The organism is Klebsiella sp. Q2, assembly GCF_009900705.1.
GTDB classification, from domain to species: domain Bacteria; phylum Pseudomonadota; class Gammaproteobacteria; order Enterobacterales; family Enterobacteriaceae; genus Klebsiella; species Klebsiella quasipneumoniae.
Window position 1 is genome coordinate 32,104 of the sequence record NZ_JAAABE010000007.1, and the last position, 15,369, is coordinate 47,472.

Here is a 15,369-nt window from a genome sequence, read left to right on the forward strand (position 1 = left end):
TGTTCGTTTTAGTAATCACGCGCCTGGGCGCGTTTTTCATTAATCATTTGCGCAACTTTGCGGATCCGCTCAGAGAGCGCCGTCTGGGCGACCCCAACGTTCCACCAGCTGCCGTATTTGTGCACCATGGTCTTCGGCAGCACTTTAATATCAATCAGGGTGCTGACCGTTTCGCGACGGGCGGCGTCCAGCGCGTGGCGCAGTTCGTCCAGGGTGGTGACGCGCCAGGTTTTGCAACCGTAGCCGGCGGCGATGGTGGCGAAGTCCACCGGCACCAGGCCGCCCTGCAGCTGGCCGGTTTCCGGCTGGCGGTAACGGAACTCGGTGCCGAAGCTGTCCATCCCGTGCTCCATCTGCAGGTTGTTGATGCAGCCGTTGGCCATGTTGTCGAACAGCACGACGTTGATCTTCGCCCGCTCCTGCAGAGAGGTGACCAGTTCAGAGTGGAGCATCATGAACGAGCCATCGCCGACCAGGGAGTAGACTTCGCTCTGCGGCTGCGCCAGCTTCACGCCCAGCGCGGCGTTGACCTCATATCCCATGCAGGAGTAGCCGTACTCCACGTGGTAGGTGTTTTCCGCGCGGTTGCGCCAGACGCGCTGCAGATCGCCAGGCAGGCTGCCCGCCGCCGCGACGATCACCGCCTCGGCCGGCAGCGTTTCATTCAGTACCCCAAGGACGCTGCTCTGGGTCAGGGTGGAGTCGGTGATCTGGCGGAATTCGCGATACACTGATTCGCGATCGAGATGATCGTCGATCTCCGGGACAAAGGATTTCTCCTGCCACACCGCCTGGTAGACGCGCTGGGTCTCTTTTAACTGACGGCTCTGCACGCTCTCGATCTGCGCGCCCCAGCCGGCCTGCCAGCCGCTGTCCGCCAGCGCCGCGTCGAGGGCGGTCATCGCTTCCCGGGCGTCCGCCAGCATGGCAATGCCGTCCAGCTTCCAGGCGTCGAAGTTGCTGACGTTAATATTCAGGAAACGCACCTCCGGGTGCTGGAAAATCCATTTCGAGGCGGTGGTAAAATCGCTGAAGCGGGTGCCGACGCCGATCACCAGGTCGGCCTCTTTCGCCAGCAGGTTCGCCGCCAGACAGCCCGTCTCGCCGACGCCGCCGACGTTCAGGGGGTGAGAAGAGACCACCGTCCCCTTCCCGGCCTGGGTTTCGGCGAAGGGCACCCCGTAGCGCTCGGCGAAACGGGACAGCGCTTCGCCCGCGCCGGAGTATTTCACCCCACCGCCGCAGACGATCAGCGGTTTACGGCTGGCTTTGATGGCCGCCACGGCGTCCGCCAGCTGCGCGGCGCTGGCCGGGCGGCGGTCAAGACGGTGCACCCGGCGCGCAAAGAAGGATTCCGGGTAGTCCCAGGCTTCGCCCTGCACGTCCTGCGGCAGGCACAGCGTCACCGCGCCGGTTTCCGCCGGGTCGGTCAGGACGCGCATGGCGTTGATGCAGGCGCTCATCAGCTGTTCCGGGCGGGTAATGCGGTCCCAGTATTTGCTGACTGCGCGGAAAGCGTCATTGGTGCTGATGCTGAGATCGTAGCTCTGTTCAATCTGCTGGAGCACCGGGTCCGGCTGGCGGGTGGCGAAGACATCGCCCGGCAGCAGCAGCAGCGGAATGCGGTTGGCGCTGGCGGTGCCGGCGGCGGTGATCATGTTGGCCGCCCCCGGACCGATGGAGGAGGTGCAGGCGATAATCTGCCGGCGCAAGGCCTGGCGGGCAAAACCGGTGGCCGCGTGGGCCATCCCCTGCTCGTTGCGCCCCTGATAGACGCGCATGTCGCCGCTGTCCTGCTCCAGCGCCTGCCCCAGCCCCAGGACGTTGCCATGGCCGAATATCGCGAAAATGCCTTTCACGAACTTCAGCTCTACGCCATCCACTTCCAGGTACTGGTTATCGAGGAACTTCACCAGCGCCTGCGCCGTTGTCAGTCTCAGTTTGCCCATGATGCACAATCCTTATTGTTCAGTATTTGTGTGTGGCGTCGCGCCGATGCCGCCGGGGCCGTCGTTCACGTCACTGGAATACCTGTGGATTATAGGCAAACATTTTTTTCATTAAATACAAATACAGAAGAAATATTTCATTTTGCGAGAAGGATCAAACTCTCTACCCATTTCATACGTTTCACTTACATTCCTGACACGTTTTCGGGCCCTTTTTTGCCGCAGCACACGGCAATATCCCCTTAAAAATCATAGGTAAATGGATGTCGTGTGGCGTTTCATTTCCTCCCGGGTCAACAGTGGGGACGATCCGCGCTCACGCGAGGCTCAGTGCGGCAGAGTGGTAGATCCCTCACACTTTTGGTTTTTTAATTTCGAACGAGTTTGCAAATGAAATATTTATTTCTCAAACTAAGGGTAACCAATAACCCTCAGGCTGTTCACGGAGTCGACGTCGGGATCCCGACCCTTCCAGGCAGCAGACACCAAAAAGGAAATCCTAGCTATGAATGCAGCAGTAAAGCGGCTCGACGTCATCTGTATAGGTCGGGTGGCCGTCGACCTCTATGCCCAGCAGATCGGTTCGCGGCTAGAAGACGTTGCCAGTTTCTCGAAATATCTGGGCGGCTCCTCCGGCAACGTGGCCTTTGGCACCGCGATTCAGGGGCTGAAATCGGCCATGCTGGCGCGCGTTGGCGATGAACACAACGGCCGTTTCCTGCGTGAAACGCTCAACCGCGCCGGGGTGGATACTGAGTATCTGATTACCGACAAATCCCGCCTGACCGCGCTGGTGATGCTGGGGATCAAGGATCAGGAGACTTTCCCTCTGATTTTCTACCGCGATAACTGCGCCGATATGGCCTTAACGCCTGACGACATCAGCGAGGAGTATATTGCCTCCTCCCGGGCGCTGGCGGTGACCGGCACCCATCTGTCGCACGCCAACACCCGCGCCGCGGTGCTGAAGGCGCTGGAGTACGCCCGCCGTCACGGCCTGCGTACCGCGCTGGATATCGATTACCGTCCGGTGCTGTGGGGACTCACCTCGCTCGGCGATGGCGAAACCCGTTTCATTGAGTCCGGGCCGGTCACCAGCCAGCTGCAGGAAGTGCTGCATCTGTTCGATTTGGTGGTGGGAACCGAAGAAGAGTTTCATATTGCCGGGGGCAGCACCGATACCCTGACCGCGCTCAAAAATGTGCGCCATGCCACCAAAGCCACCCTCGTCTGCAAGCGCGGGCCGATGGGCTGCGTGGTGCTGGAAGGCGACATCCCGGACAGCTGGGACCAGGTGCCGCTGCAGCAGGGCGTGCGCGTGGAGGTGCTCAACGTGCTGGGCGCCGGAGATGCCTTTATGTCGGGCCTGCTGCGCGGCTGGCTTAACGACGAGGGCTGGGAGCAGGCTTGCCGTTATGCCAACGCCTGCGGGGCGCTGGTGGTCTCCCGCCACGGCTGTGCGCCGGCGATGCCGACCAAAGTCGAACTCGATGACTACCTGCAGCGCGCCGAATCGGTGCCGCGCCCGGACGTCGACGAGCGCCTCAACCACCTGCACCGGGTGACCAGCCGCCGCCAGCAGTGGCCGGAGCTGTGCATTTTCGCCTTCGACCATCGCAAACAGCTGGCCGATCTGGCGCGGGAGGCCGGGCGCGATGAAGCCTGCATTCCGCAGCTCAAGCTGCTGTTGTTGGCCGCGGCCGAAGCGGCGGCGCAGGAGGCGGGTCTTGACCAGCGCAGCGGTATTCTGGCCGACGGCACCTACGGCCAGCGTGCGCTGAACGCCATTACCGGCAAGGGCTGGTGGATCGGGCGCCCTATCGAACTGCCCAGCTCGCGACCGCTGCGTCTGGAGCATGGCAACATCGGCTCGCAGCTGATCGAGTGGCCGCTGGAGCATGTCGTCAAATGTCTGGTCTTCTATCACCCGGACGACCCGGCGGCGCTGCGTGCAGAGCAGGACGCCCTGCTGCTCGAGGTGTGGCAGGCCTGTAACAAGTCAGGCCATGAATTGCTGCTGGAGGTGATCCTGCCGGAAAATGGCCCGGACAAAGACGAGCGCCATTACCACACCATGCTGGAACACTTCTATCAGCTGGGGATCAAGCCGGACTGGTGGAAGCTGCCGCCGCTCTCCAGCGCCAGCTGGCAGCAGATCACCGCCCTTATCGAGCGCGAAGATCCGTGGAGCCGCGGGATCCTGATCCTCGGCCTCGACGCGCCTTCCGACAAACTGCGCGCCGGTTTCGCCGAAGCGGCCGCACACCCGATGATCAAAGGTTTCGCCGTCGGGCGCACCATCTTTGGCCAGCCGTCGCGGCGCTGGATGCAGGGTGAGCTCAGCGATGAGGCCCTGATAGAGGAAGTGAAACGCAACTACCTGACGCTTATTGGCTACTGGCGCGAAGCCCGCCGCTGATCCCCCGACGCCCGTCTCCGTCACCTTGCGGAGCGGGCGTTTTTCTGTTTCTTCGTGAAATGAATCGCGTATTTCGTCGCAATAAATGAAAAATTCGCTTCATTTGGTACACTGGAAGCCATATTCCTTCCATTTTCTCAGAGCGCACTCTATGGCCAATAACCCAACACAGCTGACCATCCTGCAGGATGAAATCAGGCGTCGCTACGATACGTTAAGCAAACGCCTGAAACAGGTCGCCCGCTATATCCTTGATAACAGCAATAGCGTGGCTTTCGATACCGTGGCCTCCATTGCGCAACAGGCGGACGTTCCCCCTTCCACGTTGATTCGTTTTGCCAACGCCTTCGGCTTCAGCGGCTTTAACGAAATGAAACAGATGTTCAAGCAGCATTTGATGGAAGAGACCGCCAACTATACCGAGCGCGCCCGTCTGTTCCGCCAGACCACCAGCGATGAGTCCAGCCCGCCGGAAACGCCGACGGAAATCCTCAATATGTTCACGATGGTGAACAACCAGGCGCTGCAGCAGCTGGCGATGCAGACCTCCAGCGATGAGCTGGAGCGCGCGGTGGCCCTGCTGGGCGAGGCGGAAAATATTTACGTCATTGGCCTGCGCCGGTCGTTCAGCGTCGCCTCCTATCTGACCTATGCGCTGCGCCACCTCGATCGCAAAGCCTTTCTGATCGACGGCCTCGGCGGCATGTTCACCGAGCAGCTGAGTCTGGTCGGCCCGAAAGACGTGGTGGTGGCGGTGAGCTTCTCGCCGTACGCTCGGGAAGTGGTCGAGCTGGTGGAGCTGGGCGCGCAGCGCAAAGCGCGGCAGATCGCCATTACCGACAGCCAGGTCAGCCCGCTGGCGGCCTTCAGCGATGTCTGCTTTGTGGTGCGGGAAGCGCAGGTGGATGGCTTCCGCTCGCAGGTTGCTTCGCTGTGCCTGGCCCAGACGCTGGCGGTCTCGCTGGCGCTGAACAGCAGTCAGGAGTCTGAGGCCAAGCAGAAGGCGTGAAATAAGCCGCCTGGCGTTAGTTGCCCGGCGGAGTAGCATAAGCCTGTGGGAGGCGCCGGTAGGCCGGGCAAGGCATTTATGCCGCCATCCGACACAAAGGCGGGTATGGCGCCGGAGGTGTCCTGCCCGGCGGCGCTGCGCTTGCCGGGCCTGGGGTATGTGCGCCTGCGGGTCGCCGTAGAGACTGTTATCGGTTTGCAACTTTCCCGGCCAGACAATGCGTTTATCACGTGTAACTTCAGCGAAATTTGCGCTCCCGGTTAATCGTCTGCGTTATGCCTGGCATGGCGCAGGGAGCGCACAGGGGGCGGCCAGTCGCCGCCGCCCCCTGTACCCCCGGGCTCCGGCCAGCAAAATCGCCGCTGCGCGGTCCCTTCGACTTATCCCTGCAGGCTTCGGGTCGGGCCGAGGCAGCGTCCCTGCAAAACACGGCCCTCAGCCCGCATCCATGCGGGCTGCCCCGGCCTTCCGGGAACGTCTCAGCGATTTTGAGGCCGTCAGCACCGGCAGTTTCAGTCGCGCAAGTGGGTAAATCAAGGACAGGTCGCACGAACCCTGTAGGCCGGATAAGCGTAGCGCCATCCGGCACAGTCACGGGTACGGTGCCTGACGGCCCGGCAACGCTGCGCTTGCCGGGCCAGGGAGTGGGATTCCGCGGAGCCTTTCGCTAAAAAACACCCGCAGCCTCAAACAACAAGGCCGGTTAGCATCGCTAACCGGCCTTTTTTATCGGCGTCTGCGCGTCACGTTAGTCGTGGCGCGGATATTCCGGCGTGTTGATCCAGGCGTGGTCCTCTTCCCAGGTGAACAGCCATTTCCGATCCGGCCCGGCCATGACGTTCAGATAGTAGCTGTCGTAACCGGCAATCGCCGCCACCGGATGGTAACCGCGCGGCACCATCACCACATCGTGGTTATAGGGCGCCATGCAGGCGTCCAGGCTGCGGTCGTCGGTGTAGACCCGCTGGAAGGCAAAGCCCTGCGGCGGATCGAAGCGGTGATAGTAGGTCTCTTCCAGTTGCGTTTCTTTGCCCGGCTGGGCGGTATCGTGCTTATGCGACGGCCACGAGCTGGTGGCCCCTTCGTCGGTGTAGACTTCCACCACCAGCAGGCAATCCGCCTCGGCGCTGTCCGGCAGAATATTATGCACCCGACGCTGGTTGCGCCCTTTCCCACGATGCTCGACGCCGACATCTTCCGGCCGAATAAGGCGTGCCGGGAAGCTGCCTTTGCCCGGCGCGCTACACACCGCCAGCTCCAGATCGGAATCGGCGGTCACCTCGACCCGATCCTGCGGCGGCACGTACACCGACCACGGCGGGGTGCGTTCAAACGGCGACATCCGTTTACCGAGATTCGGGAAATCGGCCTGCTGCGTTTTCACCGACGCCAGGCCGGCGACCAGCACCAGGCACAGCTCGCGGTCGCCGCTCTCCAGCGTCACGGTCTGCCCTTTTTTCAACATCCAGACATCAAAGCCGATATAGCGCCAACCGGCGCTTTGCGGCGTAATATGCTGGATCTGTCCCTCTTTTCGCGATTTAGCCAGTAACGACATGGCGCTCTCCTTCGCCGATTAACCTAACGTCGGCATGCTGAATTCAGATACGGTCTGCTGCCCTGCCGGCCAGCGTACGGTGGCGGTCTTCATGCGCGTGTAGAAGCGCACGCCGTCCGGCCCGTGAACGTTCAGCGCCCCGAACACTGAGCGCTTCCAGCCGCCGAAGCTGTGGAACGCCATCGGCACCGGGACCGGCACGTTCACCCCGGCCATCCCCGCCTGCACGTCGTGGACGAATTCACGCGCGGTGTGGCCGTTGCTGGTGAAGACGGCGCTGCCGTTGCCAAACTCGTGGCTGTTGACCAGCTCGAGGGCGCTGTCATAGTCCGCCGCGCGCACAATCCCCAGCACCGGGCCAAAGATCTCTTCGCGCCAGATGGTCATCTCCGGGGTGACGTGATCGAACAGGGTGCCGCCGACATAATAGCCCGCGTCGTAACCCGGCACGCGCAGTTTGCGGCCATCGACCACCAGTTTTGCCCCTTCGCTTTCGCCTTTATCAATATAGCCGAGGACTTTTTTCTGGTGAGTATCAGAAACCACCGGCCCCATCTCGTTCTCTTCCTGGCCGCGCATGCAGCCCGGGCCCACTTTCAGCGCTTCCACCAACGGCTTCAGGCGGGCGATCAGTTTGTCGGCGGTTTCATCTCCCACCGCGACCACCACCGGCAGCGCCATGCAGCGCTCGCCCGCGGAACCGAAGGCGCCGCCCATAATGGCGTTAACGGTGGCGTCGAGATCGGCATCCGGCATCACTATCGCGTGGTTTTTGGCAGCGCCAAAGGCCTGCACGCGCTTGCCGTGGGCGCTGGCGGTCTTATAGATATACTCCGCCACGCCGGAGGAGCCAACGAAGCTCACTGCCGCAATGCGCGGGTCAGTGTACAGCTGCTCGGCATCTTCATTGCTGCAGTGCACGACGTTAAACACGCCGTCCGGCAGACCGGCCTCTTTCAGCAGCTCTGCCAGACGCACGGCGGCCGTCGGCGCCAGCGCCGGCGGTTTGAGGACGAAGCTGTTGCCGCAGGCCAGCGCCAGCGGGAACATCCACATCGGCACCATCGCCGGGAAGTTGAACGGGGTGATCCCGGCCACCACGCCCAGCGGCTGCATCAGCGAATAGCTGTCGACGCCGGTGCCGACGTCAGAAGAGTATTCACCTTTAATCAGGTGCGGGATCCCGCAGGCGAATTCGACCACTTCCATGCCGCGGGTCAGCTCGCCCAGCGCATCCGACCACACTTTGCCGTGCTCGCTGACGATGATCCCCGCCAGCTCTTCCACGTGCTGCTCCAGCAGCATTTTGAAGTTGAACAGCACGCGGGCGCGGCGCAGCGGCGTGGTACGGGACCAGCTGTCAAACGCATCGCGAGCAACCTGAATCGCCTCAGAGACTTCCTGCGCGGTCGATACCGTGACTTCGCGCACCGCTTTGCCCGTCGCCGGATCGTACACCGGCATCGTTTCGTTGCTGCTGCTGATAACGGTTTTCCCGCCAATAAAGTTTCCTGTGATCGTCATGTTCTCGCCTCATAGTGAAGAGGGCCAGCGCACACCGGCCCGTCGCTGATTCTGCTGTGCTATAACCGTAGTAAAATGAAATTTATATTTCAACATTGTTGTGAAATGAAATTTCATTTTGGTGATAACAGTCGCATTTTGCGCTCACGCATCGCTTACACGCTTCCCCCATCGAGCCGCGCCGCCTCGTGATGCCAGGCTCCCCGTCCCGGTCGCTCCCGCCGCGGCGGCCGGGAATATTTTGCGAGGCAGCTCAAACAATCATCATTTTCATTCTTGCTTATTTTGGAATAAACGTTTTGACTGTTAGCCAATTGAACGAACCTACCCCTCTTCCGTCAGGAGTGTCCTATGGCCATCGCAATGCAACGTTTTTGTATTAACCGCAAAATCGCGCCAGCGCTCAGCATTGAAGCGTTTTTCCGTCTGGTGAACCGTCTGGGCCTGAATAAAGTCGAGCTGCGCAACGATTTACCCAGCGGGAAGGTGACCGACGATTTAAGCCATCAGCAGGTGCGCGAGCTGGCGGCGCGTTATCACATCGAGATCCTGACGATTAACGCGGTCTATCCCTTTAACCGCCGTAGCGAAGAGGTGCGGCAGCTGACCGAGTCGCTGCTGAAAGAGGCTCAGGCCATCGGCGCCAAATCGCTGGTGCTCTGCCCGCTCAACGACGGCAGCGAGGTGCCGGCCAGCGACACCCTGGGCGCCCTGCGCGATCTGGCCCCGCTGTTCGCCTTCTACGGCATCCACGGCCTGGTGGAGCCGCTGGGCTTCCCGCAAAGCTCGCTGCGATCGGCGCACCAGGCGCAGACGCTGATCCATGACGCGCGCGTGCCGTTTAAGCTGCTGATCGACACCTTCCATCACCATCTCTACCCGCAGGCGGCGGACGAGTTCAGTCAGGTGGAGGTAGCGGACATCGGGCTGGTCCACCTTTCCGGAGTGGACGATACCCGTCCGCGCGAGCAGCTCACCGATGCCGAGCGCATCATGCTGACGCCGCAGGATCGTCTCGGCACCTGCGAGCAGGTTAAGGCCCTGGAAGCCCGCGGCTATCAGGGGATATACGCTTTTGAACCCTTCGCTCCCGAGCTGGCGCAGTGGAGCGAAGCGGATATCGAGCGCGAAATTGAGCAGAGCATCGCGCTTATCCAACGCCACTGCGCCTGAGGCCTCTCGCGACAGCGTGCGCGGCGCGTGACGATTTCCCCAACGCCGGACGACGAGGTTGCCTATAATCGTCGCAGGATAAATGGAGGAATCGATCATGAGCTCACCCCTGTTGATTGCGCGCACGCTGGATAACACGCTCTATTTGCTGCCCGCCATGGCCAACCGCCATGGGCTGATCACCGGTGCGACCGGCACCGGTAAAACCGTCACCCTGCAAAAGCTGGCTGAGTCGTTTTCGGAGATTGGCGTGCCGGTATTTATGGCGGACGTCAAGGGCGACCTGACCGGCATTGCCGCCGCGGGGCAGAGCTCAGAGAAACTGCAGGCGCGGCTGGAGAAGATCGGCGTCAGCGACTGGGAGGCGCACGCCAACCCGGTGGTGCTCTGGGATATCTTTGGCGAAAAGGGCCACCCGGTGCGGGCGACGGTCTCCGATCTTGGCCCCCTGCTGCTGGCGCGCCTGCTCAATCTCAATGAGGTGCAGAGCGGCGTGCTGAACATTATTTTCCGCATCGCGGACGACCGCGGCCTGCTGCTGCTCGACTTCAAAGATCTCCGCGCCATCACCCAGTTTATCGGCGACAACGCCAAATCTTTCCAGAATCAGTACGGCAATATCAGCAGCGCCTCGGTCGGCGCCATCCAGCGCGGGCTGTTGACCCTGGAGCAACAGGGCGCCGGGCACTTCTTCGGCGAGCCGATGCTGGATATTGCCGACTGGATGCGCGTCGATGCCAGTGGCAAAGGGGTGATCAATATCCTCAGCGCTGAAAGGCTCTACCAGATGCCGAAGCTCTACGCCGCCAGCCTGCTGTGGATGCTCTCCGAGCTGTACGAGCGCCTACCGGAGGCGGGCGATCTCGACAAGCCCAAACTGGTGTTCTTCTTCGATGAGGCGCATCTGCTGTTCAACGATGCGCCGCAGGTGCTGCTGGATAAAATCGAACAGGTGATCCGTCTTATCCGCTCCAAGGGCGTCGGCGTCTATTTTGTCTCGCAGAACCCGGCGGATATTCCCGACGCTGTGCTCGGCCAGTTGGGCAACCGTGTGCAGCACGCGCTGCGCGCCTTTACGCCGAAGGATCAGAAAGCGGTGAAAACCGCCGCCCAGACCATGCGCGCCAACCCGGCCTTCAGTACCGAACAGGCGATCCAGGAGCTGGGCACCGGCGAGGCGCTGATCTCCTTCCTCGATGAGAAAGGCAGTCCGTCGGTGGTCGAGCGGGCGATGGTTATCGCCCCCTGCTCGCGGATGGGGCCGGTAAGCGATGACGAGCGCAATGGCCTGCTGAATCACTCGCCGCTGTACGGCAAGTATGAAGAGGAGGTGGACCGCGAGTCGGCCTTCGAGATGCTGCAGCAAGGGGTGCAGGTCACTACCGAGCAGCAGTCGGCTCCGCCGGCGAAGGGTCAGCAGAGCGGAGAAGACGACGGGCTGCTCGGCGGCCTGAAAGATATCCTGTTCGGCAGCACCGGCCCGCGCGGCGGCAAACGCGACGGTATCGTGCAGACCGCGGCGAAAAGCGCAGTTCGCCAGGTCACCAATCAGATCGTCCGCGGCATGCTGGGCAGCCTGCTGGGCGGACGCAAGCGCTAAAAAAAAGCCCCCTCATCAATGAGGGGGCTTAGGTTTCAGACTTACCCGCTAGGCCTTACGCATCATCAGCCAGAGGCTTATCAGGAAGAAGCTGGCGCTTGGCAACAGCGCGCCGATGATCGGCGGTATGCCGTACACCAGGGTCAGCGGGCCGAAAATCTGATCCAGCACGTAGAAGATAAAGCCGAAGCTAATCCCCGTCACTACCCGGACGCCCATCGGCACGCTACGCAGTGGGCCAAAGATAAACGACAGCGCCATCAGCATCATCACCGCCACTGACAGCGGCTGGAAGATTTTGCTCCACATATTGAGCTGGTAGCGTCCCGGATCCTGACCGCTGGATTTCAGGTATTTCACATAGTTGTGCAGCCCGCTGATCGACAGCGCATCCGGATCCAGGGCAACCACGCCGAGCTTGTCCGGCGTCAGGTTGGTTTTCCAGGTACCGCTCACCATCTGCGACCCGGTCACCTGCTTCGGATCGGTCAGATCGGATTCATCCACCTGCGACAGGCGCCACACTTTATTCTCGCTATCGAATTTTGCCGAGGCGGCATAGCGCACCGACTGTAAACGACGCTCCGGGTTGAAGGCATAAATGCTGACGCCCCCCAGCTCATCGTTACCTTTCACCCGTTCGATATAGACAAAGTTATGGCCATCTTTCGCCCACAGCCCCTGCTGGGTGGAAAGTAGCGAACCGCCGTACATCTGCTGGGCGCGGTAGTTGCGCGCCATCTGTTCGCCCTGCGGCGCCACCCACTCGCCGATCGCCATGGTCAGCAGCACCAGCGGGATAGCGGTTTTCATCACCGCCAGCGCCACCTGCAGCCGGGTGAAACCGGACGCCTGCATCACCACCAGCTCGCTGCGCTGGGCCAGCATCCCCAGCCCCAGCAGCGCGCCAAGCAGCGCCGCCATTGGGAAGAAGATCTGGATGTCTTTCGGCACGCTGAGGATGGTATAGAGGCCGGCGCCCAGCGCGTCGTAACTGCCCTGCCCGGACTTTTTCAGCTGATCGACAAACTTGATAATGCCGGAGAGCGACACCAGCATGAACAGCGTCATCATGATGGTGTTGAAAATCGTCTTACCGATATAACGGTCAAGTACGCCAAACGCCTGCATCAGGCCGCTCCTTTATTAAAACGGGCGCGGAAGCGGCGCATCGGCACCGTGTCCCACAGGTTTAACAGCACCGCCAGCGCAAAATAGAGCAGGTTGATCGCCCACATCCAGATAGCCGGGTCCATTTTGCCTTTGCCGCCGTTCGACTTAATCGAGGTCTGCAGCAGGAAGAACACCAGGTAGAGCAGCATCGCCGGCAGCATCGACAGCACGCGGCCCTGCCGCGGGTTCACCACGCTGAGGGGCACCACCATCAGCGCCATAATGAAGACCGTCGCCACCAGCGTGAAGCGCCAGTGCAGTTCGGCGCGCGCGCGGTCGGTGTGGGTCTGCCACAGAGTGCGCATATCCATCTGTTCGGTGTCGTCCGGATCGGAGGTCACCGCCTGGTGGCCGATAATGGCCTGATAGTTATTGAAATCGGTAATGCGGAAATCGCGCAGCATCGCGGTGCCTTCAAAGCGGGTGCCCTTGTTGAGGGTCACCACCTGCGAACCGTCTTTCTGCTGCGACAGCTCGCCGGAATCCGCCACCACCACGGAAGGTCGCGCGTTGCCTTTCGGACGCAGCTGGGCAAGGAAGACGTCATGGAAGCGGTTGCCGTTGACGCTCTCGATAAACATCACCGCGTTACCATCGCTGGCCTGCTGGAACTGGCCCTGGGCCAGAGCGGCCATGCCGGGGTTGGCTTTGGCTTCCGCCAGCACTTCATCCTGATGGCGCGACGACCACGGCCCCGCCCACATCACGTTGACCGCCGCCACCGCGCCGGTGAACAGCGCGAGGATCATCGCCGCCTTGATCAGCACGGCTTTACTCAGGCCGCAGGCGTGCATCACCGTAATTTCGCTTTCGGTGTACAGCTTGCCGAGGGTCATCAGCAGGCCAAGGAACAGACTTAACGGCAGGATAAGCTGCGCCATCTCCGGGATGCCGAGCCCCAACAGCGAGAGCACCAGATTGGTTGGGATATCGCCATCCACCGCAGCGCCGAGGATCCTGACTAATTTCTGACAAAAGAAAATCAGTAACAGGATGAATAGGATCGCCAACTGGCTTTTCAGCGTCTCACGAACCAGATATCTTATGATTATCACTATAAATACGCCCGTAAAAACCCGTTTTAGTGCAGGAAAATTGCTTGTTTCATGGCTTAAACGTCATTTATTCTCTTTGGTCGTCGAAAACGTCGCTAAGATTAAATGACTCATCGGTTCTGCATGTCAGGATCTTTTCTGACGAACCCAGGCCTTAATAACGTTAAGATTAACACGAAGTCACCGCAACAGCGGATATGAGTTACGAAAGCTTGCAATTATATACTCAATGGATTTCGAGTTGTAAGAAGGCAGCAGGGCTGTGGCCCCTGGCGCGCACAATGTGCCACGTCAGGGTAAGCAGGCGCAGCCGGCGCATCTGCAACTTGAAAGGCGACGAGTATAGCCGTAGCCACCACTGTTGTCTTTAAGATTCAGGAGCATAGTGCATGGAGTTCAGTGTAAAAAGCGGTAGCCCGGAGAAGCAGCGGAGCGCCTGTATCGTGGTCGGCGTCTTTGAACCACGTCGCCTCTCCCCCATCGCCGAACAACTCGATAAAATCAGCGACGGCTACATCAGCGCCCTGCTGCGTCGCGGCGAGCTGGAAGGCAAACCTGGCCAGACGTTATTGCTGCACCATGTGCCAAACATTCTGTCTGAGCGCATTCTGCTGATTGGCTGCGGCAAAGAGCGCGAACTGGATGAGCGTCAGTACAAGCAGGTCATCCAGAAAACCATCAATACCCTGAATGATACCGGTTCAATGGAGGCGGTCTGCTTCCTGACCGAGCTGCACGTCAAGGGCCGTAACAACTACTGGAAAGTTCGCCAGGCCGTTGAAACCGCCAAAGAGACGCTGTACAGCTTCGACCAGCTGAAGACCAACAAAAGCGAGCCGCGTCGCCCGCTGCGTAAAATGGTCTTTAACGTGCCGACCCGTCGCGAGCTGACCAGCGGCGAACGCGCCATTCAGCACGGGCTGGCGATCGCCGCTGGCATCAAAGCGGCGAAAGATCTCGGCAACATGCCGCCGAACATCTGTAACGCCGCCTATCTGGCCTCCCAGGCACGCCAGCTGGCCGATACCTATAGCAAAAACGTTATCACCCGGGTGATCGGCGAACAGCAGATGCGCGAGCTGGGAATGAACGCCTACCTCGCCGTCGGCAACGGTTCGCAGAACGAGTCGCTGATGTCGGTCATCGAGTATAAAGGCAACCCGTCGGAAGACGCGCGCCCTATCGTGCTGGTCGGTAAAGGCCTGACCTTCGACTCCGGCGGCATCTCCATCAAGCCGGCTGAAGGCATGGACGAGATGAAGTACGACATGTGCGGCGCGGCGGCGGTGTACGGGGTGATGCGGATGGTTGCTGAGCTGCAGCTGCCGCTGAACGTGATCGGCGTGCTGGCGGGCTGTGAAAACATGCCTGGCGGTCGCGCGTATCGCCCGGGCGATGTTCTGACCACCATGTCCGGCCAGACGGTGGAAGTGCTGAACACCGACGCCGAAGGCCGTCTGGTGCTGTGCGATGTGCTGACCTACGTTGAGCGCTTCGAGCCGGAAGCGGTTATCGATGTCGCAACGCTGACCGGCGCCTGCGTGATTGCCCTCGGCCATCACATCACCGGCCTGATGTCGAACCATAATCCGCTGGCCCATGAGCTGATCGGCGCCTCTGAACTGGCGGGCGACCGCGCATGGCGTCTGCCGCTGGCCGATGAGTTCCAGGACCAGCTGGAATCCAACTTTGCCGATATGGCGAATATCGGCGGCCGTCCTGGCGGCGCGATCACCGCCGGCTGCTTCCTGTCGCGCTTCACCCGCAAGTACAACTGGGCGCACCTCGACATCGCCGGCACCGCCTGGCGTTCCGGCAAAGCCAAAGGCGCCACCGGTCGTCCGGTCGCTCTGCTGTCGCAGTTCCTGCTCAATCGCGCGGGTTTTAACGGCGAAGAGTGATTGCCGTC

10 protein-coding genes are annotated in these 15,369 nt (G+C 60.9%); 5 read left to right on the plus strand and 5 right to left on the minus strand.

The window, feature by feature from the left end:
• Positions 1-8: 8 nt before the first annotated feature.
• Positions 9-1,949 (minus strand): 3D-(3,5/4)-trihydroxycyclohexane-1,2-dione acylhydrolase (decyclizing), encoded by a 1,941-nt coding sequence (gene iolD, locus GT756_RS22420; protein WP_004152191.1) that lies wholly within the window; start codon positions 1,947-1,949, stop codon positions 9-11.
• Between the two features lie 505 nt (positions 1,950-2,454).
• Here iolD and iolC point away from each other — a divergent pair.
• Together iolC and GT756_RS22430 are read left to right on the plus strand one after the other, a co-directional pair.
• Positions 2,455-4,368, plus strand: coding sequence for a 5-dehydro-2-deoxygluconokinase (gene iolC, locus GT756_RS22425; RefSeq protein ID WP_160125081.1), 1,914 nt, complete (start codon positions 2,455-2,457; stop codon positions 4,366-4,368).
• A gap of 151 nt (positions 4,369-4,519) precedes the next feature.
• Positions 4,520-5,377 carry a MurR/RpiR family transcriptional regulator gene (locus tag GT756_RS22430; RefSeq protein WP_004206536.1) on the plus strand — a complete coding sequence of 286 codons (858 nt, stop codon included), beginning with the start codon at positions 4,520-4,522 and terminating at the stop codon, positions 5,375-5,377.
• A gap of 748 nt (positions 5,378-6,125) precedes the next feature.
• Here GT756_RS22430 and iolB read toward each other — a convergent pair.
• Both iolB and GT756_RS22440 read right to left on the minus strand, forming a co-directional pair.
• Entirely contained in the window at positions 6,126-6,935 is an 810-nt protein-coding gene (iolB, locus tag GT756_RS22435) for a 5-deoxy-glucuronate isomerase (protein WP_023291777.1), read from the minus strand.
• 18 nt (positions 6,936-6,953) lie between these two features.
• A complete protein-coding gene (locus GT756_RS22440; protein ID WP_160125082.1) occupies positions 6,954-8,459 on the minus strand; it encodes a CoA-acylating methylmalonate-semialdehyde dehydrogenase in 1,506 nt (501 codons plus the stop codon).
• Positions 8,460-8,810: 351 nt separating this feature from the next.
• On the opposite strand from GT756_RS22440, the gene GT756_RS22445 reads away from it, so the two are divergent.
• Together GT756_RS22445 and GT756_RS22450 are read left to right on the plus strand one after the other, a co-directional pair.
• Complete coding sequence (locus GT756_RS22445) at positions 8,811-9,632, plus strand: TIM barrel protein (protein ID WP_023319606.1); 822 nt, start codon at positions 8,811-8,813, stop codon at positions 9,630-9,632.
• Positions 9,633-9,729: 97 nt separating this feature from the next.
• On the plus strand, positions 9,730-11,232 hold the full coding sequence (locus GT756_RS22450) for a helicase HerA-like C-terminal domain-containing protein (protein ID WP_160125083.1): 1,503 nt from the start codon (positions 9,730-9,732) through the stop codon (positions 11,230-11,232).
• Positions 11,233-11,280: 48 nt separating this feature from the next.
• Here GT756_RS22450 and lptG read toward each other — a convergent pair whose 3' ends face one another.
• Positions 11,281-12,363: an LPS export ABC transporter permease LptG gene (lptG, locus tag GT756_RS22455; protein WP_002886956.1), complete on the minus strand. Its 1,083-nt coding sequence runs from the start codon at positions 12,361-12,363 to the stop codon at positions 11,281-11,283.
• A complete protein-coding gene (gene lptF, locus GT756_RS22460) occupies positions 12,363-13,460 on the minus strand; it encodes an LPS export ABC transporter permease LptF (protein ID WP_012969078.1) in 1,098 nt (365 codons plus the stop codon). Before lptF ends, lptG begins: the two co-directional genes overlap by 1 nt.
• A gap of 389 nt (positions 13,461-13,849) precedes the next feature.
• Between lptF and pepA the strand changes: the two genes are divergently transcribed.
• Positions 13,850-15,361: a leucyl aminopeptidase gene (pepA, locus tag GT756_RS22465; RefSeq protein ID WP_004206531.1), complete on the plus strand. Its 1,512-nt coding sequence runs from the start codon at positions 13,850-13,852 to the stop codon at positions 15,359-15,361.
• Positions 15,362-15,369: the final 8 nt, after the last annotated feature.